This window comes from Mesorhizobium mediterraneum (genome assembly GCF_002284565.1).
Taxonomy (GTDB): domain Bacteria; phylum Pseudomonadota; class Alphaproteobacteria; order Rhizobiales; family Rhizobiaceae; genus Mesorhizobium; species Mesorhizobium mediterraneum.
This window is the reverse complement of the sequence record NZ_NPKI01000015.1, coordinates 180,818-200,052: the sequence shown is the minus strand read 5'-3', so window position 1 is coordinate 200,052 and position 19,235 is coordinate 180,818. Positions and strand designations below refer to the sequence as shown.

The 19,235-nt window shown below is 64.2% G+C and carries 18 protein-coding genes; 7 read left to right on the top strand and 11 right to left on the bottom strand.

Going from position 1 to position 19,235, the window contains the following annotated elements; genetic code table 11:
• Position 1 precedes the first annotated feature (1 nt).
• The gene (locus CIT25_RS10310; protein WP_095484446.1) at positions 2–997 is read right to left on the bottom strand and encodes an aldo/keto reductase; all 996 of its coding nucleotides are present in this window, start codon (positions 995–997) and stop codon (positions 2–4) included.
• A 96-nt stretch (positions 998–1,093) separates the two neighbouring features.
• Here CIT25_RS10310 and CIT25_RS10305 point away from each other — a divergent pair, with 96 nt between their 5' ends.
• From CIT25_RS10305 to CIT25_RS10285, 5 genes are all read left to right on the top strand, one after another.
• Positions 1,094–1,984, top strand: coding sequence for a LysR family transcriptional regulator (locus CIT25_RS10305; protein ID WP_095484445.1), 891 nt, complete (start codon positions 1,094–1,096; stop codon positions 1,982–1,984).
• Between the two features lie 219 nt (positions 1,985–2,203).
• Positions 2,204–2,782 carry a cytochrome b gene (locus CIT25_RS10300; RefSeq protein ID WP_095484444.1) on the top strand — a complete coding sequence of 193 codons (579 nt, stop codon included), beginning with the start codon at positions 2,204–2,206 and terminating at the stop codon, positions 2,780–2,782.
• 70 nt (positions 2,783–2,852) lie between these two features.
• Positions 2,853–3,428 carry a YceI family protein gene (locus CIT25_RS10295; RefSeq protein WP_095484443.1) on the top strand — a complete coding sequence of 192 codons (576 nt, stop codon included), beginning with the start codon at positions 2,853–2,855 and terminating at the stop codon, positions 3,426–3,428.
• A 281-nt stretch (positions 3,429–3,709) separates the two neighbouring features.
• A complete protein-coding gene (locus CIT25_RS10290) occupies positions 3,710–4,696 on the top strand; it encodes a Gfo/Idh/MocA family protein (protein ID WP_095484442.1) in 987 nt (328 codons plus the stop codon).
• A gap of 27 nt (positions 4,697–4,723) precedes the next feature.
• Complete coding sequence (locus CIT25_RS10285) at positions 4,724–6,382, top strand: FAD-binding dehydrogenase (protein WP_095484441.1); 1,659 nt, start codon at positions 4,724–4,726, stop codon at positions 6,380–6,382.
• 5 nt (positions 6,383–6,387) lie between these two features.
• Here the strand turns inward: CIT25_RS10285 and CIT25_RS10280 are convergent, their stop codons facing one another.
• The 7 genes from CIT25_RS10280 to bcoG all read right to left on the bottom strand — a co-directional run bounded on the left by CIT25_RS10280 (position 6,388) and on the right by bcoG (position 14,230).
• The gene (locus CIT25_RS10280) at positions 6,388–7,329 is read right to left on the bottom strand and encodes an alpha/beta hydrolase (RefSeq protein ID WP_095484440.1); all 942 of its coding nucleotides are present in this window, start codon (positions 7,327–7,329) and stop codon (positions 6,388–6,390) included.
• 214 nt (positions 7,330–7,543) lie between these two features.
• Positions 7,544–8,326 carry a carnitinyl-CoA dehydratase gene (locus CIT25_RS10270; protein WP_095484439.1) on the bottom strand — a complete coding sequence of 261 codons (783 nt, stop codon included), beginning with the start codon at positions 8,324–8,326 and terminating at the stop codon, positions 7,544–7,546.
• Entirely contained in the window at positions 8,319–10,397 is a 2,079-nt protein-coding gene (locus tag CIT25_RS10265; protein ID WP_095484438.1) for an acetate--CoA ligase family protein, read from the bottom strand. Before CIT25_RS10265 ends, CIT25_RS10270 begins: the two co-directional genes overlap by 8 nt.
• A 3-nt stretch (positions 10,398–10,400) precedes the next feature.
• Positions 10,401–11,564, bottom strand: coding sequence for an acyl-CoA dehydrogenase family protein (locus CIT25_RS10260; RefSeq protein WP_095484437.1), 1,164 nt, complete (start codon positions 11,562–11,564; stop codon positions 10,401–10,403).
• A 4-nt stretch (positions 11,565–11,568) separates the two neighbouring features.
• Complete coding sequence (locus tag CIT25_RS10255; RefSeq protein ID WP_095484436.1) at positions 11,569–12,666, bottom strand: carnitine 3-dehydrogenase; 1,098 nt, start codon at positions 12,664–12,666, stop codon at positions 11,569–11,571.
• Positions 12,663–13,292 (bottom strand): HD domain-containing protein, encoded by a 630-nt coding sequence (locus CIT25_RS10250; protein ID WP_095484435.1) that lies wholly within the window; start codon positions 13,290–13,292, stop codon positions 12,663–12,665. The genes CIT25_RS10255 and CIT25_RS10250 overlap by 4 nt, the downstream gene beginning before the upstream one ends.
• Positions 13,293–13,318: 26 nt before the next feature.
• Positions 13,319–14,230, bottom strand: coding sequence for a 3-dehydrocarnitine:acetyl-CoA trimethylamine transferase BcoG (gene bcoG / locus CIT25_RS10245; protein ID WP_095484434.1), 912 nt, complete (start codon positions 14,228–14,230; stop codon positions 13,319–13,321).
• A 126-nt stretch (positions 14,231–14,356) separates the two neighbouring features.
• Here bcoG and CIT25_RS10240 point away from each other — a divergent pair, with 126 nt between their 5' ends.
• The gene (locus tag CIT25_RS10240) at positions 14,357–15,337 is read left to right on the top strand and encodes a GlxA family transcriptional regulator (RefSeq protein ID WP_095484433.1); all 981 of its coding nucleotides are present in this window, start codon (positions 14,357–14,359) and stop codon (positions 15,335–15,337) included.
• A gap of 8 nt (positions 15,338–15,345) precedes the next feature.
• Here CIT25_RS10240 and CIT25_RS10235 read toward each other — a convergent pair whose 3' ends face one another.
• Both CIT25_RS10235 and xylA read right to left on the bottom strand, forming a co-directional pair.
• Entirely contained in the window at positions 15,346–15,555 is a 210-nt protein-coding gene (locus CIT25_RS10235) for a hypothetical protein (protein WP_095484432.1), read from the bottom strand.
• A 185-nt stretch (positions 15,556–15,740) separates the two neighbouring features.
• The gene (xylA, locus tag CIT25_RS10230; RefSeq protein ID WP_095484431.1) at positions 15,741–17,066 is read right to left on the bottom strand and encodes a xylose isomerase; all 1,326 of its coding nucleotides are present in this window, start codon (positions 17,064–17,066) and stop codon (positions 15,741–15,743) included.
• Between the two features lie 113 nt (positions 17,067–17,179).
• Here xylA and CIT25_RS10225 point away from each other — a divergent pair, with 113 nt between their 5' ends.
• A complete protein-coding gene (locus CIT25_RS10225) occupies positions 17,180–17,542 on the top strand; it encodes a nuclear transport factor 2 family protein (RefSeq protein WP_095484430.1) in 363 nt (120 codons plus the stop codon).
• Positions 17,543–17,736: 194 nt separating this feature from the next.
• Here CIT25_RS10225 and xylB read toward each other — a convergent pair whose 3' ends face one another.
• Entirely contained in the window at positions 17,737–19,191 is a 1,455-nt protein-coding gene (xylB, locus tag CIT25_RS10215) for a xylulokinase (protein WP_095484429.1), read from the bottom strand.
• Positions 19,192–19,235 lie beyond the last annotated feature (44 nt).

Sequence of the window (19,235 nt, the reverse complement as noted above, 5' to 3'; positions counted from 1 at the left end):
TTTATCCGTTGACCAGCGCCAGCGCCGCTTCGGTGTAGCGCTTGCCGACGACCTTTTCTGGCGACAGGGCGTCGCCGATGGAAGCCACCTCGGTGTCGCTCAGCGCGATCTGTGCCGCTGCCGCGTTCTGCTCCAGATGGCGGATTTTTCGCGCGCCGGGGATCGGCACGATGAAATCGCCCTGATGCAGCACCCAGGCGAGCGCCAGTTGCGCCGGCGTGACGCCCTTCTCGGTTGCCATCCTCTCCAGCGTGGCGATAACGGCCGCATTGGCGGCCATGGCGTCGGCCTGGAAGCGCGGCAGGGTGAGGCGCCAGTCGTCGGCGCCGAGGGCTTCGGGCTTGGCGATCGTGCCGGTCAGCAGGCCGCGGCCGAGCGGGCTGTATGGGACAAAGCCGATGCCGAGCTCGCGGCAGACGGCAAACACCTCTTCTTCCGGATCGCGGCTCCACAGCGAGTATTCGCTCTGCACGGCTGATATCGGATGCACGGCATGCGCCCGGCGAATGGTCGCCGCACTAGCCTCCGACAGGCCGAGCGCGCGCACCTTGCCCTCGCGCACCAGCTCGGCCATGGCGCCGACCGTATCCTCGATCGGCACGTTGGGATCGACACGATGCTGGTAGTAGAGATCGATCACCTCGACGCCCAGCCGCTGGAGCGAGGCTTCGGCGACCGCCTTGACGTGTTCGGGACGGCTGTCGACGCCAGCCATGCGCTCGACGCCGTTGCCTTCCTCAAGAATCTTAAAGCCGAATTTTGTCGCGATCGTCACCTGATCGCGCACCGGCTTCAACGCTTTGCCGAGCAGGGTCTCGTTCTCGTAGGGGCCATAGACTTCGGCCGTGTCGAAGAAATTGACGCCGATCTCGACGGCGCGGCGCAGCGTGGCGATCGCGTCGGCCTCAGGCTGACCGCCATAGACGAAGCTCATCCCCATGCAGCCGAGGCCGACCGGATAGACGTCAAGTTCATTTCCAAGCTTGCGGGTTTGCATCACGCGTCTCCTTGTTGTGATGCGACGGAAATAGCGTCTTGCATCGCGTTCGATAATCGGCTCTCATTCGCACGGGTTGTTCTAAAGAATAGATCAATGAACCGAACCTATCTTTCCCAACTCGCCGTGTTGGCAACCGTCGCCCAATGCGGCAGCTTTCGCGGTGCGGCCAGGGAGCTCGCCGTCGCGCCTTCGGCGGTCAGCCACGCGATCTCCAGTCTGGAAGCGCGGCTCGGCGTTCGCCTGCTGGCGCGCAGCACGCGCAGCGTCGCCCCGACGGAGGAGGGCGCGCAATTGCTGGAGCGTCTGCGCCCTGCGCTGTCGGAGATCGACCTTGCACTGGAATCGGCGGTCGAGGCGCGCGACCGGCCGGCCGGCAATCTCAGGCTCACCGTGCCGCGCACCGCGGCCCATCTGGCGCTGACGCCACGGCTCGGCGCCTTTGCCGCGGCCTATCCGGACATCGTGCTGGAGATCGTCATCGAGGATCGCTTCACCGACGTCGTCGAAGGCGGCTTCGACGCTGGTGTCCGGCTCGGCGAAAGCCTGCAGCGCGACATGATCGCCGTGCGCATCGGCCCCGACATTCGCGGCGCCGTGGTTGGCGCGCCGTCCTATTTCCGAACCATGCCAGAGCCACGGCATCCCAATGATCTCGCCGGCCACCGCTGCCTCCGGTTTCGTTTCTCCAGCGGCATCCTCTACCGCTGGGAATTCGAGAAGGGCGGCGAGGAAATCGAGCTCGCCGTGCAAGGGCCACTGATCCTCGACGAGGATCATCTGATCGCCAATGCGGCGGTCGATGGCGCCGGGCTTGCCTTTCTGTTCGAGGACTATGTGCGCGAGGCGATTGCCGATGGCAGGCTCATTCGCGTGCTGGAGGATTGGTGCCAACCCTTCGACGGTTTCTTCGTCTACTACCCGAGCCGCCGCCAGATGCGGCCGGCACTCAGGGCGTTTGTCGATTTCTTCAAGATGAGCGGATAAGAGCTGCCCAGGCAGGCATGTGGAAGTACCCCCACCCTAACCCCTCCCCACAAGGGGGAGGGGGACTCTCGTAGGCGCTGACCACGGCAAATAGCGGATGTCTCGGCACCAGCGATAAATAGAAGGCGCGCGGCAGCGTCCCTCTCCCCCTTGTGGGGAGGGGTTAGGGGTGGGGGTAAGCGGCGGGAAGAAAGCCGGTCCGGCAATCGTTCACCGACCATGCCGGCATTGATCACAAACGACACCACCCGCTATGGCTGGGCGGCGATCGTCCTCCATTGGCTGATCGCCGCGATCTTCATCGGCCAGTTCGTGCTCGGCTTCGTCATGATGCGGGTGTCCAGCCAGCGCACCGCCTTCGAGCTGATCCAGCTGCACAAATCTTTCGGTTTCTTGCTGCTCGGCTTGGTGATCCTGCGCATTGCCTGGCGGCTCGGCAATGCGGCGCCGGCGCTGCCACGCTCAGTCGGACGCTTCGAGCGCCGGGCGGCGGCGCTCGTTCATTTCGCGCTCTACGCGTTTCAGCTTGCGCTGCCTCTGTCCGGCTGGGCGCTGGTATCAGTGTCGATGCTGGAGATACCGAGCGTGCCGTTCAACCTGTTCGTCATGCCGGACCTGCCACTCGTGGAATCGGACACGGCGGAAAGCTTCTGGATCTCAACGCATTGGTATCTCGCTTATGCTGGCATCGGACTTGTCGCCCTGCATATCGCCGCGGCGCTGCGCCATCATTTCTGGCTGAAGGACGCGGTGCTGACGCGCATGGTCCGGCCTTCGTCAAATCACGAGGCGGAATAGAGCTAGCGGTTCATTCGTTCACGGGGTGAGGCGCGGAGAACGCGTTGCCTGCAAGAAAAGGATCAAATCCATGTATGCGCGCATCCTCGGATTTGCGGCGGTCGCCACTTGTCTTGCCATGCCTGTTTTCGCGGCGGTCACCCTTGGTGATGCCGCCGGCAGCTACACGATCAGCCCGGCCGGTTCGAGCATTCGCTTCTCGATCGGCAAGCTCGGTGGCGGCGGATTCGACGGCGCCTTTGCCCGTTTCAAGGGCAGCATCCGCATCGACAACAGCGATGTCGGGCGCTCGCGTGTCAATATCACCATCTTTCCCGAAAGCGTCGGCACCGGCCAGAGCCGCATCGACGCCTTCCTTCGCTCCGACGCGGTGTTCGACGCCGCCAACAACCCGGAAATCCAGTTCCGCTCGACCAGCGTGAAACGCACCGGCGAGACGTCAGCTCTTGTCACCGGCCGGCTGACGGCGCGCGGCAAGACTTTTCCGGAAAAGTTCACTGCCGAGCTTAGCGGCCTCAAGGCGGGCACGATAAAATTCCATGTCACCGGCAAGGTGCTGCGGTCGCGCTACGGCATGGACGTCGGCACGCCGATCTATTCGAACGTCGTCCACTTCGACATGACACTGACCGGCAAGCGGAGCTAGCTTCACTTTCGCGATTGGCAGAGACACCTCTCACTTCGTCATCCTGGGGCGGAGCAAGGAGCGAAGCGACGCGGCGCAGACCCCAGGATCCATGCCGGGACATCAAAGCGTTGCAACGGTTCAGAATTCTGTTTCGTCGCATTCCTCGGCGATGTCGCGGCATGGATCCTCGGGTCAAGCCCGAGGATGACGAAAGTGCGGATCGACGAGCCAGTGTCTGATTGGCTTTTCTCCTGAATTAGGGCAAACCTCCAGTCCTGCAATCGAGAGGGAGAAGCCTGATGTTCCGATGGGGTGTTTTGTCGACGGCCAAGATCGGCCGTGAGCATCTTTTGCCCGCAATGGTCGAGGCGGAGAACGGCGTGCTGTCGGCGATCGCCAGCCGCGACCTGTCGAAAGCCCGTGCCCTGGCCGACCGTTTCGGCGCGCCCCATGCCTTCGGCTCCTATGACGAGCTGCTCGCATCCAAGGACATCGACGGCGTCTACATCCCGCTGCCTACCGCGCAGCATGTCGAATGGACTGCGAAGGCCATTCAAGCCGGCAAGCATGTTCTGGTCGAAAAGCCGCTGGCGCTCGATGCCAGGGACATTCCGCCGCTGATCAAGCTGCGCGATGCCAAAAACGTGCTGGTCTGCGAAGCCTTCATGGTCGTCTACCACCCGCAATGGATCAAGGTGCGCGAACTGATCGCCAATGGCGCCATCGGCCGGCTGCGCCATGTCCAGGGCGCGTTCTCCTACTACAATGTCGATCCCAAGAACATGCGCAACCAGCTCGACCTCGGCGGCGGCGCGCTGCCCGACATCGGCGTCTACCCGACGGTGTCGACGCGCTTTTCGACGGGCAAGGAGCCGCTGCGCGTCCAGGCGACGATCGAGCGCGACAAGACGTTCGGCACCGACATCTACTCCTCGATCCGCGCCGATTTCGGCGACTTCGAACTGTCGTTCTATCTGTCGACGCAGATGGCGGCGCGGCAGGTGATGGTGTTCCACGGCGAGAAGGGCTTCATCGAGGTGCTTTCGCCGTTCAACGCCGGTATCTACGATCATCATCGCATCGAGCTGCACAACCAGAAACACAGCGAGGCGCAAGTGTTCCGCTTCCCCGGCATGCAGCAGTACCGGCTGGAGGTCGAGGCCTTCGCGCGGGCAGCACAGGGCGGCACGGAGCGCGTCTTCACGCTGGAAGAGTCCGTGCTCAACCAGAAGGTCATCGACGCCATCTTCCGCGCCGGCGAGAAGGAAGGCTGGGAGACGGTCTGACAATTTCGTCAAGCCGGGGAGGAGAAAATGGCTGACGATGCCGATGTGATCATTGTCGGCGCCGGCCTTGCCGGCCTCGTCGCCGCGGCGGAACTGGTCGAGGCTGGCAAGAAGATCATCGTCGTCGACCAGGAACCGGAACAGTCGCTCGGCGGCCAGGCGTTCTGGTCACTTGGCGGCATCTTCCTCGTCGGTTCGCCCGAACAGCGGCGCATGCGCATCCGCGATTCGCATGATCTGGCGCTCGAGGATTGGCTGGGCACCGCCGCCTTCGACCGTGCGGAAGATCTCTGGCCGCGCCGATGGGCCGAAGCCTATGTCGGCTTCGCCGCCGGCGAAAAGCGCTCCTGGCTCATGCAGCGCGGCATAAAGTTCTTTCCCGTGGTCGGCTGGGCGGAGCGCGGCGGCGGCAACGCCGTCGGCCACGGCAATTCAGTGCCCCGCTTCCACGTCACCTGGGGTACCGGGCCCGGCGTGCTCGAGCCGTTCGTTCAGCGCGTGCGCGAGGCCGAGAAGCACGGGCTGATACGCTTCAGATTCCGCCACCGCGTCAATGAACTGACAAGGACGGGCGGCGTCGTCGACGGCGTACGCGGCGACATGTTGGCGCCGAGCGACGTCGAGCGCGGCCGCAAGAGTTCGCGCGACATCGCCGGCGATTTCGAGCTGAAGGCGCAAGCGGTCATCGTCGCTTCCGGCGGCATCGGCGGCAATCCCGAGCTTGTCCGGAAAAACTGGCCGCAGCGGCTGGGCACGCCGCCCAGCCGCTTGATCAGCGGTGTTCCTGACCATGTCGACGGCCGCATGCTGGCCATCACGGAGGCGGCCGGCGGCAGCATCATCAACCGCGACCGCATGTGGCACTATGTCGAAGGCATCAAGAACTGGGCGCCGCTCTGGACCGACCATGCCATCCGCATCCTGCCCGGTCCGTCATCGCTGTGGCTCGACGCCCGCGGCAAGCGCCTGCCGGTGCCGCTCTATCCCGGCTTCGACACGCTGGGCACGCTCAGCCACATCATGGGCACCGGCTTCGACTATTCCTGGTTCATCCTGACCCAAAAAATCATTCAGAAGGAGTTCGCGCTCTCGGGCTCCGAACAGAACCCCGATCTCACCGGAAAGAGCTGGCGCCAGGTGCTCGGCCGCGCCACATCAGGCGTTCCCGGTCCGGTGAAAGCATTCATGGAGAAGGGCGAGGATTTCATCGTCGAGCCTGATTTGCCGGCGCTGGTCGCCCGCATGAACGCGCTTGTCGGTGGCGAGCCGCTGCTTGAGCTTCGCCAGGTCGAGCGCGAAATCCGCGCCCGTGACCGGCAGCTCGACAATCCGTTCTCCAAGGACATGCAGATCACCGCCCTGCGCGGCGCTCGCGCCTATCTCGGCGACCGGCTGATCCGCACGGCCAGGCCGCACAAGATGCTAGATCCTGCCAATGGCCCGCTGATCGCGGTCAGGCTCAACATATTGACCCGCAAGACGCTGGGCGGCTTGCAGACCGATCTCGGCAGCCGCGTGCTGGATGCCGAGGGCCAGCCGATCGAGGGGCTCTATGCCGTCGGAGAAGCCGCCGGTTTCGGCGGCGGCGGCATGCATGGCTATGCAGCGCTGGAAGGCACGTTTCTCGGGGGCTGCGTTTTTTCCGGGCGCAGCGCCGGCCGGGCTGCCGCGCGGGCGGTGGGGTAGAACCCTCACCAGATCCATTCGCCGCGTCCCAGAACCGACACAGCGTCGACGATGCGGGTGAAGCTCGAACGGGCGCGGCCGACCGTATGCCTGGCTCTGAGATAGCCATGCACCAGACCCGGCTCCTCCAACCAGTAGGCGTGTCCCTCTGCCGCGACGATGCGGTCGCGATAGGCCTCGCCGTCTGACGACAACGGGTCGCATTGCGCGGTGATCAGCACGGTCGGCGGCAGATTGGCAAAATCGGCGTCGGCCAGCGGCGACAGAGTGAGATCGCCGGTGCGGTCCTCGCCGCCAGTCCTGATATTCGTGTAGAAATCGAGGTCGCGCACCGTCAGCAACGGCGCTTCGGCATGGGCCACGTAGGACCCTTGCGAGCGGTCGCCGCCAAGACCGGGATAGATCAGCACCTGGCCGATCGGCCTTCGCGCATGGCCGCGTGTCGCGTGGCTAACGGAGGCGCAGAGATTGCCGCCGGCGCTGTCGCCGCAAAGCAGGATCGCGCGCTTATAAGTTGTCGCCGCCCATTCGAAGGCGCTGATGGCATCGTCGAAGGCAGCCGGATGAAGATGTTCCGGCGCTAGCCGATAGTCGACCGAAACCACTTCAAAGCCGGTGCGGCTGCAAAGCTCGGCACAGACGTCGTCATGGCTGTCGAGCCCGCCGAGGATAAAACCGCCGCCATGGAAATAGAGCACCATCGCCGCCGCTTCCGGCGCCGGCGTCAGGTAGATGCGGATCGGGATGGGATGCGAGGGCGTGGCAATGGCGGTGGTCTCCGCCGTGACATTGTCTGGGTAGCCGGCAAAGAACTCGCGGCACATGCGGTCGTAGATTTCACGTTGCTGATCGATCGTGTAGTCGATCGTGTCAGGCGGATAGTAGGAATTGGTCCGCTCGATGAAGGCCCAGGTCTCGGCGTCGATCAGCTTATTGTAGTCGGTCATGAGAGGAGACCAACCTGCGACGACGGCGCCCAGGCACCCCCCTCTGCCCTGCCGGGCATCTCCCCCTCAAGGGGGGAGATTGGCAGCTTCGGGCTCGGCGCTTTCCCTGCGACATAGAAGATTGACGAAAGCCTTCGCGACATCCGATCTCCCCCCTTGAGGGGGAGATGCCCGGAAGGGCAGAGGGGGGTGCCTCGCGCCATCATCTCCGACGTTATCGTCCCTTCCACACAGGCTGGCGCTTCTCCGCAAAGGCACGAAAACCTTCCATGTTGTCCTCCGAACCGTAGAGGACATCGACGGTCGGCAGCTGCCTGCGCGTCACCCGGTTCATCGCGTCCTGGAAGGTGAGCGATTCGGCGACCCGGGCCGTCTCCTTGATCGCGGCGAAGACCAGCGGCGGACCGCCGGCCAGCAGTCGTGCGATCTCCCAGACGCGGTCCTCGAGCCTGTCCCTGGGCAGCACCTCATTGACCAGGCCCCAGCGATGCGCCTCTGCGACATCCATCCAGCGGCCGGTGAGCAAAAGATCCATGGCGACATGATAGGGGATGCGCTTCGGCAGCTTGATCGTCGCCGCATCCGCAAGCGTGCCGGCGCGGATCTCGGGCAGCGCGAAGGAGGAATGATCGGACGCGTAGATGAGGTCGCAGGACAGCGCCAGCTCGAAGCCGCCGCCGACCGCCATGCCGTTGACGCAGGCGATGACCGGCTTGTTGAGGTCGCGCAACTCCTGCAGCCCGCCAAACCCGCCGACGCCATAGTCGCCGTCGACCGCATCGCCGCCGGCCGCAGCCTTCAGGTCCCAGCCGGCGCAGAAGAACTTGTCGCCGGCAGTCCTGACGATGGCGACCCGCAGATCCGGATCGTCGCGGAACGCCTTGAACGTCTCGCCCATCAGCCGCGAGGTCTTCAGATCGATGGCATTGGCCTTGGGCCGGTCGAGCGTGACTTCGAGGATCGTGCCCTCGCGGCGCGTTGAAATGACGTCAGACATTCTTTTTCTCTCCAAGCACCAGCAGCGCGTCGGCGATCCAGGCGCCTTTGCCGTGCGCGCAGACAATCAGCGGATTGATGTCGAGTTCCTCGATCTCGCCGGCATTTTCCTGCACGAAGGCGGCGATGCCTGATATTGCATCGATGGCCGCCGCGACATCGGCCTTCGGCCGACCGCGATAGCCTTCGAGCAGCGGGAACAATTTGAGCCCGCGCAGGGCCGCCTCGATGTCGTCGCGTGTCGCCGGCAGCATCAGCGTGACGCTGTCGCGCAACAGCTCGACCAGCACGCCACCGGTGCCGAGCGTCATCACCGCGCCGAACATCGGGTCGCGGGTGAAGCCGACGAGCAGCTCGGCGACGCCGTCGCGCACCATGCGCTCGACATAGAGGCCGGTGCCGAGCGGATCGAGATCATGGGCGGCGGTGCTGACGGATTCGGCATCCCTGAGGTTGAGCCGCACCGCGCCAAGCTCGGATTTGTGGGTGACGCCCAATGCCTTCAGCGCTACCGGAAAGCCGAGCGCCATCGACGAGATCACCGCCTCGACGGCGTTGCCGGCGCGTTCGCCCCTGGGCACGGGAAGCCCGGCCTCGATCAGCCGTGCTTTCGCCTCGGCCTCATCAGGTGTGACATGGTCGCCACTCGGTGCACCGGAAGCGGAGGTGTCGATCGGCTGCGCCTGCGGCTCGCGCCAGGCCCAGCCGATAAAGGCTGCCGCCTGGGCGGCGTCCATGGCCTCGGAAATGCCGAACAACGGCACCATGCCGCGCGCCATCAGTCCGGCGGTGTATTCCTCGGGCAGGTTCTCCGGCAGCGACGACACGATCGCGCCCTGCGCCTTGTTGGTCTTCAGCGCCGATTCGAAGGCACGCAGCGTCGCCCACCAGTCAGTGTCGGAGCAGCGGTCGGGGCGCGGAAAGTCGAGCACCAGCATGTTGAGGTCGAAGCCGCCCGACACCATGGCGGTGAAGGTGGCGGTCATCGCCGGCTCGTTGTTCCAGATGAAGGTGTGGTAGTCGAGCGGGTTGGCCACTGCAACCAGCGGCCCGAGCGTCGATTTGACGTGGGCGCGGTGCGTGTCGGTCAGAACAGGGAAATTCACCCAGCGGCCTTCGGCGCTGTCGGCCATGACGGAGGCCTCGCCGCCCGAACAGCTCATCGACGACAGCCGGTAGCCGGGCAGGGGTCCGGTGACGTGCAGCAGCTTCAGCGCCTCGATGAAGGCGGGGATGGAGTCGACGCGGGCGATGCCGAGCCGCTTCAGGAAGGCGCCCGAGGCCGCATCCGAGCCGGCCAGCGATGCCGTGTGCGAGACGGTCGCTTGCCGCGCCTGCTCGGAGCGGCCGACCTTCATGGCAATGATCGGCTTTCTCAACTCACGCGCCCGCGCGGCCAGCCTTTCGAAGCCGGCTACCGAATCGAAGGCCTCGATATGCAGGCCGAGCGAGGTGACGCGGTCGCCCTCGATCAGGCCGAGCGCCATTTCGGAAAGGCCGGTCTGCGCCTGGTTGCCGGCGGTCATCAGAAACGCGATCGGCAGGCCGCGCTTCTGCATCGTCATGTTGATGGCGATGTTCGACGATTGGGTGATGATGGCGACGCCGCGGCCACCCTCGACCAGCCTGATGCCGCCATGCTGGTCGGGCCATAAAAGCGCGCCGTCGGCATAATTGATCAGGCCGTAGCAGTTCGGCCCGATGATCGGCATCTGGCCGGCCGCTGCGACCAGTTCGGCCTGCAGCCGCTCGCCGTCCTCGTCATAGGCCTCGGTCTCGAGAAAGCCGGCGGCAAAGCAGACGGCGCCGCCGGCACCGCGCTCGGCCAGCGCCTTGACCACCTCGATGGTCAAATGCCGGTTGACGCCGACAAAGGCAGCGTCCGGCGCGCCGGGCAAGTCGGCCACCGAGCGATAGGCTTTGCGCCCGGCGACCTCGTGCTTGGTCGGGTGCACCGGCCAGATCTCGCCAGCAAAGCCCATCTTGATCGATTGTGCGACGACAGCAGCCGCCTGCGCGCCGCCGAACACGGCAATGGAGCGTGGACGCAGGAGACGTTCAAGTCTGTGCATTGATCAGGCTCCGAACGGACGCAGCAGCGCCCGCGAAATAATGTGGCGCTGGATTTCCGACGTGCCTTCCCAGATGCGCTCGACGCGGGCGTCGCGCCAGATGCGCTCCAGCGGCAAATCGTCCATCAGCCCCATGCCGCCATGGATCTGGATCGCCTCATCGGCAACGAAGGCAAGCATTTCGGTGGCCTTCAGCTTGGCCATGGCCATGTCCTGATCGGTGACGGTGCCTTGATCGTACTTCCAGCCGGCTTCGAACACCATCAGGTCGGCGGCCTTCAACTCGGTCGCCATGTCCGCGAGTTTAAACGACACGCCCTGGAACTTGCCGATCGGCTGGCCGAACTGCTGGCGCTGCGCGGCGTAATCGATGGCATGGCCAAGCGCCCGCTCGGCCCGGCCGAGACAAGTGGCGCCGACCTGCAGGCGGGTTGCGCCAAGCCACGAATTGGCGACATCGAAGCCCTTGTGAACCTCGCCGAGCACCTGGGCCCCGGGCAGCCGGCAATCGTCGAATTCGAGTATGGCGTTGGTGTAGCCGCGATGCGAGACGTTGCGGTAGCCGTCGCGCACCGTAAAACCCTTGGTGCCCTTGTCGACGAAGAAGGCGGTGATCTTCTTTCGCTTGCCGCGCGGCGAATCCTCTTCGCCCGAGGCCATGAAGACGATGGCGAAGTCGGCGAGGTCGGCATGGCTGATGAAATGCTTGGTGCCGTTCAGCACCCAGTCGTCGCCGTCCTGGACGGCGGTCGCCTTCATGCCGCGCAGGTCGGAGCCGGCACCCGGCTCGGTCATCGCCAGGCAGTCCCATTTCTCGCCGCGAATGCAGGGGAACAGATACTTCTCGCGCTGCTCGGCCGTGCCCGCCAAAAGGATATTGGAAGGCCGCGCCACGCAGGTCCAATGCAGCGCGTAATTGGCGCGGCCGAGCTCCTTTTCGTAGAGCAGCCAGGTCACCGTATCGAGGCCGGCGCCGCCGACATCCGCCGGCATGTTGGCGGCATAGAGCCCGGCTTCGATCGCCTTGGCCTTGATCTCCTCGATCAGCTCGCGGCGCAGCACGCCGGTGCGCTCGACCTCGCGCTCATGCGGGTAGAGCTCGTTCTCGACGAAGGCGCGCGTCGTCTCGACGATGAGTTTCTGTTCTTCCGAAAGACCAAAATCCATGGTCTCAGCCCTTCTTCTTTTTCTTCGGCTTTTCAGCTTTGGCCTTCACCGGCTTGGTTGCCTTGGCCTTATCGGCTGCCTTGGAAGAGGCGGGCTTCTTCGCCGCAAGCTTGGCGAGCTGCTTGGTATAGTCCTTGTGCAAGGCGCCGGCGCCCCAGCCCTTGCCTTTGTTCTGCTTCGACAACGCATCCATGATGGCGACCAGATTGTCGTCGCGGATCTTTTCAAGCTCGCGGATCGACAGGCCATGCGCTTGGTCGTCCGACTGGGTGGCGATCAGGTCGACCAGTTCGTCGTTGAACTCCGGCACATCCATCAGCTTGGTCCACGGCCATTTCAGGCATGGCCCGAACTGCGCCATGAAGTGGCGCATGCCGGCCTCGCCGCCGGCGACGCGATAGACCTGGAACATGCCCATCTGCGCCCAGCGCAGGCCGAAGCCATAGCGCATGATGTCGTCGAGCTCCTCGACCGTGCAGATGCCATCCTTGATCAGCCATAGTGCCTCGCGCCATGCCGCCTCCAGCAGGCGGTCGCCGACGAACGCCTCGATCTCCTTGCGGATGACCACCGGCTTCATGCCGATCGAGGCATACATCTCCTTGGCGACCTCTATCGCCTCGGGAAAGGTCTGTTGGCCGCCGACGATCTCGACCAGCGGCAAGAGATAGACCGGGTTGAACGGATGGCCGACGACCAGCCGCTCCGGATGCTTCTTCATCGCCACCTGCATGTCGGTCGGCTTGATGCCGGAGGTCGACGAACCGACGATGGCGTTAGCCGGCGCATAAAGATCGATCTCGGCCAGCACGCGGTGCTTCAGGTCGAGCCGTTCCGGCACGCTTTCCTGGATGAAATCGGCATCGGCGACGGCATCGGCGATGGTCTTGGCAAAGGTCAGTTTTCCTTCCTTGGGCAGGCCGTCGGGCAGCATCTGCTTGTAGGCGCGGCGTGCGCCTTTCATCACTTCGCCGACCTTGCGTGCGGCTTCGGGGTCCGGATCAAAAATCGACACGTCGATGCCGTTCAAGAGCAGCCGTGCCACCCAACCGGCGCCGATGACGCCGCCGCCGATGGCGGCCGCCTTGTTGATGATGCTCATGCGGAGGCTCCGGTTCTGGTCCTGGCTACTTTGGAATCGGTGAGTGGCACGCGCTGGCCGGCGCGGATCACGGTGGGGTCATAGGCCTTGCGCGCAAACACTTCGAGCACGAAGGGCCGGAAGAAGTCGATCGGCAGCGTCTCGTAGTCCGGGTCGAAGCTCGACTGGTCCCAGCGCTCGCAAAACTCATCGCAATCGTCGAAATAATGATGGCCGGCGAAACGGTCGCGCGCATGCGGATTGCCGCCAAGGTGGTGCGCGTAATAGAGACGCTGGAAGTCGCCGTGCTTTTCCACCACCCAGGTGCATTGCTCGCGCACGAACGGTTTTAGGATCGAAGCTGCATATTCGTCGTGATTGTAGGGTGCGTAGATGTCGCCGATGTCGTGCAGCAGCGCGCAGGCGATCCAGTCGGTATCGGCGCCGTCGCGCCATGCGCGTGTCGCCGCTTGCAGCGAATGGCCAAGCCGGGTGATCTTGTAGCCGGACAGCCCCTCGTCGAGCTGGACAAGCGCGTCAAGCAGCCGGTCGCCGGTTTTCGCCGCATAGTCGATCTCGTGCTCGGTGAGGAAGGCGTAGTCCTCGCGGTCGCCGTCCTTCATGGCGGTGAATTTCACGGTCTTCATCGGCGGCTCCTCCCTACTGATTCCCTTCAAAGCGGCACGCGCTTCGTCAAATTGAGCTTCTTGCGCACTTCCTCCGGGCCGATCACCCTCGCGCCCATGTTCGACACGATGCTGACCGCCCGGTCGACCAGCTGCGCATTGGTCGCCAGCACGCCCTTGTCGAGCCAGAGATTGTCCTCGAGCCCGACGCGGACATTGCCGCCGGCCAGCACCGCGGCGGCGGCATAGGCCATCTGGTTACGGCCGATGGAAAAGGCCGACCAGGTCCAGCTCGACGGCACGTTGTTGACCATGGCCATAAAGGTGTTGAGATCATCCGGCGCGCCCCACGGCACACCCATGCACAATTGCACGAGAGCATCCGGATCCAGCACCTTTTCCTCGACCAATTGCTTGGCAAACCAGAGATGCCCGGTGTCGAAGGCCTCGATCTCCGGCTTGACGCCGAGCGCCGTCATCATGCCGCCCATGGCGCGCAGCATGCCGGGCGTGTTGGTCATGACATAGTCGGCCTCGGCGAAATTCATGGTGCCGCAGTCGAGCGTGCAGATTTCCGGCAGGCACTGGCGCACATGTTCCACGCGGTTGGTGGCGCCGCCCATATCGGTGGCTTTTTCATTCAGCGGCAGCGGGTTTTCCGGCGAGCCGAACACCATGTCGCCGCCCATGCCGGCGGTCAGGTTCAGCACCACGTCGACGTCTGCCGCGCGGATGCGCTCGGTCACTTCGCGGTAGAGATGCACGTCACGCCTAGGCTTGCCGGTTTCGGGATCACGCACATGGCAGTGCACGATCGCCGCACCCGCCTTTGCCGCATCGATGGCCGAATCGGCGATCTGCTTGGGCGAACGCGGCACATGCGGGCTGCGGTCCTGTGAGCTGCCGGACCCGGTCACGGCACAGGTAATGAAAACCTCACGGTTCATCGCAAGCGGCATGGACTTTCCTCCCAATCAGCACAGACGGCTCCGATCCAATATGGCCCAATCAAACATGGGCCCAATCGAGCAGATGGCAACAATGCCTGACTTGCCGGAAACTGTTTTGCGTTTTACGAAGATCGTATGATAAAAAGCGAAAAGCCGTCGATCTTTCGCGCCGAACGCTCGCCGCTCAAGGTGACGCTGCTGGTGTTTTCCGGTTCGTCGATCATGTGCGTGGCGTCGGCCGTCGATCCGCTGCGCGCCGCCAATCGCATCGCCGGCGAGACGCTGTTCGATTTCAGGTTGGTTTCGGTGACCGGCGAAGCGCCAATCACCACATGCGGCCTGCCGGTTGCGGTCAGCGGCCGCTTCGATGCAGCGGACACAACCGATATGCTTGTTGTGGTCGCCGGCTTCGGCACGCAGAACTATGCCACATCGGCCCTGCTTGCCGGCCTGCGCCGCGCGGCCCGCGCTGCGCGCGCTTGCGGCGGCGTCGAAGCCGGCACCTGGCTGGTCGCCCGCGCCGGCCTGCTGGAAGGGCGCAGCGCCACCACCCACTGGGAGGACATGGAAGATTTTTCCTCGGCCTTTCCCGGTGTCGATGTCCGCCCCGACCGCTACGTCATCGACGGGCCGGTATTCACCTCCGGCGGCGCCTCGCCGACCTTCGATTTGATGCTGCATCTGATCCGCACGCGGCTCGGCATGGCCGTCGCGCTCGATGTGGCAAGTGTCTTCATCTACGACCAGGCGCGGGCGGCGACCGACGCGCAGCCGCTGGTCTCGCTCGGCCGCCTCGACGGCTACGATCCGCGGCTGGCACAAGCCGTCCGGCTGATGGAAACCCATGTCGACCAGCCTTTGACCATTGCCGCGGTAGCAAAGCGCGCCGGGGTGACGGCGCGAACCTTGGAAAGCATTTTTCGCAAGTCGATCGGCGAAACGCCGGGCGCCTATTATCTCAGGCTGCGGCTGGGTGCCGCGCGCCGGCTAGTGGTCGACACGCGCGTGGCCATGGCCGATATTGCCGGGCGGACAGGGTTCTCGTCCGCCGCGGCATTTTCCAGGGCGTTTTCAAGAGCTTTCGGCGAAGCGCCGGTCAGGCTGCGTCAGAGATAGTGTGGGGATTAGGCAGCGTCCTGGCGGTCGCTGTTGCCGTCGATCTGCGAGCGCATCTGTCTCGCAAGGTGGGTCTCGAAGCGGCTGGCGACCGCGCGATCCCATTCGTTTGCACTGCGCGCACCATGCTTCGGATGCGGCAGCGCCATCAGCCGGTCGATGATCGATCCGGCCTCGCCAGATGAGAGCAGGGCGTCGATTTCGCGTTCGTGCTGCATATCGTTTCGCCTCCTTCTTTCTGTTCCCGCCACGAACCACACTATACGAGATTCGTGACGGCTGTTTGAAGGCAAGAGCGAGGCGATTGAGGGGCGTGCGAGGCAAAACCTTGTCGCCGGTTCCGCCCTCGCGCAAAGCTGTTCCGGGCCGGCGGGTCGGTTAGGAGACCCGCCGGCGCGACACCTCAGACGTAGCGGTTGACGATATTCTCGAGCAGTTCCTGGCGGCCGGATTTGGGCTGCGGCTCGATCTTCTTCTTGACGACGCGCTCGGCGATCTCCTCCAGCGTCCGCTTGCCGGCAAGCATCGCCTTGGCCTCGGCAGAGTTCCAGCCGGCATAGCGCTCGGCCAGCGGACCCGACAGCGCCTTGTCCTCGACCATCTTGGCGGCAGCCTTGAGGCCGCGTGCGCAAGCGTCCATGCCGCCGATATGGGCGATCAGCAGATCCTGCGGATCGAGCGACTGGCGCCGCAGCTTGGCGTCGAAATTGGTGCCGCCGGTCTTGAAGCCACCCGCCAACAGGACCTGGTAATAGGCCAGCGCCATCTCCGGCACATTATTGGGGAACTGGTCGGTGTCCCAGCCCGACTGGTAGTCGTTGCGGTTCATGTCGATCGAGCCGAAGATGCCGAGCGCATTGGCCAGCGCCAGCTCATGCTCGAAGGAATGGCCGGCCAGGATCGCATGTCCCTGCTCGATGTTGACCTTGACTTCCTTCTCCAGTCCGAAGCGTTTCAAGAAGCCATAGACCGTGGCGACATCATAATCGTACTGGTGTTTTGTCGGCTCTTGCGGTTTCGGCTCGATCAGAATGGTGCCCTTGAAGCCGATGCGGTGCTTGTAGTCGACGACCAGGTTGAGGAAGCGGCCTGCCTGTTCCTGCTCGCGGGCAAGGTCAGTGTTGAGCAGCGTCTCATAGCCTTCGCGGCCGCCCCACAGCACATAGTTCTCGCCCTTCAGCCGCTTGGTGACGTCGATGCAGTGCTTTACCGTCGCTGCCGCATAGGCAAAGACATCCGGGTCGGGATTGGTGGCGGCCCCCGACATGAAGCGGCGGTTGGAGAACAGGTTGGCCGTGCCCCAAAGCAGCTTGACGCCGGTCTGCTTCATCTTGCCGGCGAAGTAATCGGCGATCTCGTCGAGGCGCGCGGCACTCTCGGAAAAGTCCCTGCCTTCCGGCCGCACATCGGCATCGTGGAAGCAGAAATAGGGTGCGCCGAGCAGCGAAAACATCTCGAAGGCGACATCGGCCTTGAGCTTGGCCAACTCCATCGTGTCGGTGCCGCCGGCCTTGGCGAACCATGGCCGGTCAAAAGTCTGGCCGCCGAACGGATCGCCGCCCGGCCAGGCGAACGAATGCCAGTAGGCGACGGCAAAGCGCAGATGGTCCTCCAGCCGCTTGCCGGCGACCACCTCGTCTGGGTTGTAGAAGCGGTAGGCCAGCGGATTGGTAGAATCCGGTCCTTCGTATTTGATCGTCTTGATGTCGCCGAAAAAGCCGCTGGTCATGTTTGTCTGTCCTCTCGCATGGTTCTGTCCTGATTACCTCAGGCGTAATTGGTTTCGCGCTGGCGCTGGGTGAAAAGGGTCGTGTCAAAGCCACTCAACAACGGAGACAGACCATGACCGACCTCAACACGATCGCCGAAAACTACATCACCGCCTGGAACGAGAGTGATGCGGCTCGCCGGCAAGCCTTGCTGAAGGCGACCTTCACCGAGGACGTCAGCTACCGCGACCCGATCATGCAGGGCGACGGCCATGACGGCGTCGCCGCGCTGATCGATGGCGTCCAGCAGCGCTTTGCCGGCTTCCGGTTCTCGCTCAAGGGCAAGCCGGACGGTTTTGGCGACACGATCCGCTTCTCGTGGAATCTCGGGCCGGAAGGCACTGATTCCGTCATCGAAGGCACCGACATCGGCGTCATCGAGAATGGCCGCCTGAAAAGCGTCACCGGCTTTCTCGACAAGGTTCCGGCGCAGTGAAGACTTCTGGGTAAGGCGGGCGCCAAGCACCCCCCTCTGGCCTGCCGGCCATCTCCCCCTCAAGGGGGGAGATTGGCTGTCTTTTCTGCTTTCGCCAATCTCCAGCGAAACAAGGTTGGCACCAGCGCTGGAACTGCCGATCTCCCCCCTTGAGGGGGAGATGGCCGGCAGGCCAGAGGGGGGTAAGCGCCGGCTCACGCGGTCGCCGCTTTGATCGCCGGATAAAGCGCCCGGTAGCGCTGATAGGCATCCGCATAGGCGTTGCTTAGCGTGGCGACTGGTTCGATGGTGGCATCGGTGGCCGGCGCCGTGCACACTCTGAGCGGATCGGCGCCTGTCGCCGCGATCATGCCGAGCCGGGCTGCACCGAAGGCAGCGCCGAAATCGCCGTCGGCGGGAACGTCGACGGGCAGGCCGAGCGCGGTGGCGATGGCCGTCAGCCAGTAGCGCGAGCGCGAGCCGCCGCCGATCGCCGTCACCCGCGTCAGCGTCGTGCCGGCCTTGGCCAAGGCTTCGAGACTGTCGCGGAAGGCGAAAGCCACGCCCTCCAGCACGGCCTGGGTCAACACGGCGCGGCTGGTTTCATGTGCAAGCCCGGTAAAAGAGCCGCGAATGGCCGAGTCATTGTGCGGCGTGCGCTCGCCGGAGAGATAGGGCAGGAAGGACACGCCGGTCGGCGCCTTCAGCGCATCGCCGAGTTCGGCGGTCAGCTCGCCGGCGCCTTTTCCTGATATCTCCGACAGCCAGTTGAGCGAATCGGTTGCCGACAGGATGACGCCCATCTGGTGCCAGGTGCCGGGCAGCGCATGGCAGAACGTGTGCACCGCGCTTTCCGGGTTTGGCAGATAGGACGCGTTGGCGGCGAACAGCACGCCTGACGTGCCAAGCGAGACGAAGGCCTGGCCCGCTCCGACAGTGCCCATGCCGCAGGCCGAGGCCGCATTGTCGCCCGCGCCGCCGGCGATCGGGATGCCGGCCTGCATCCCCCATTTCGAGGCCAATTCGCTGCGCAAGGCGCCAGCCTTCTCAGTGCCTTCGACCAGCGACGGCATCTGCTTCTCATCAAGCGACGTCGCGGAAAGTAGGTCGGTTGACCAGCCTCGCTTGCCGACATCGAGCCAGGATGTGCCGGCCGAGTCAGACATTTCCGAAATGTGTTCGCCGGAAAGCCAGAGCCGCAGGAAATCCTTCGGCAGCAGGACCTTTGCCACCTTGGCGAAAATATCAGGCTCGTTGTTTTTTACCCAGACCAGCTTTGACGCGGTGAAACCGGGGAAGACGATGTTGCCGGTGAGCTTGCGAAAGCGCGGATCGGCGTCGAGCTTGGCCGCCTCGGCATGGCTGCGCGTATCGTTCCACAGGATGCAGGGACTCAGCACATGGTCGCCGGCGTCGAGCAAGGTGGCGCCGTGCATTTGGCCGGACAGGCCGATGCCCTTCACGGCGGCGAGTTGCCCTGGATGCGATGCCTTGAGCTCGGCGACCGCTTCCTCGCAGGCGCGGATCCAGTCGACGGGATTCTGCTCCGACCAGCCGGGATGCGGCCGCGACACGTCGAGTGAAGCATGGCCGGAGCCGATGACGGTCTGCCCGGCATCGATCAAAAGCGCCTTGACGCCCGACGTGCCCAGATCGAGGCCGAGATACATGGTGTCCTCCCAATGCCATTAATTTTTTCGGATCTCGAAAAAAT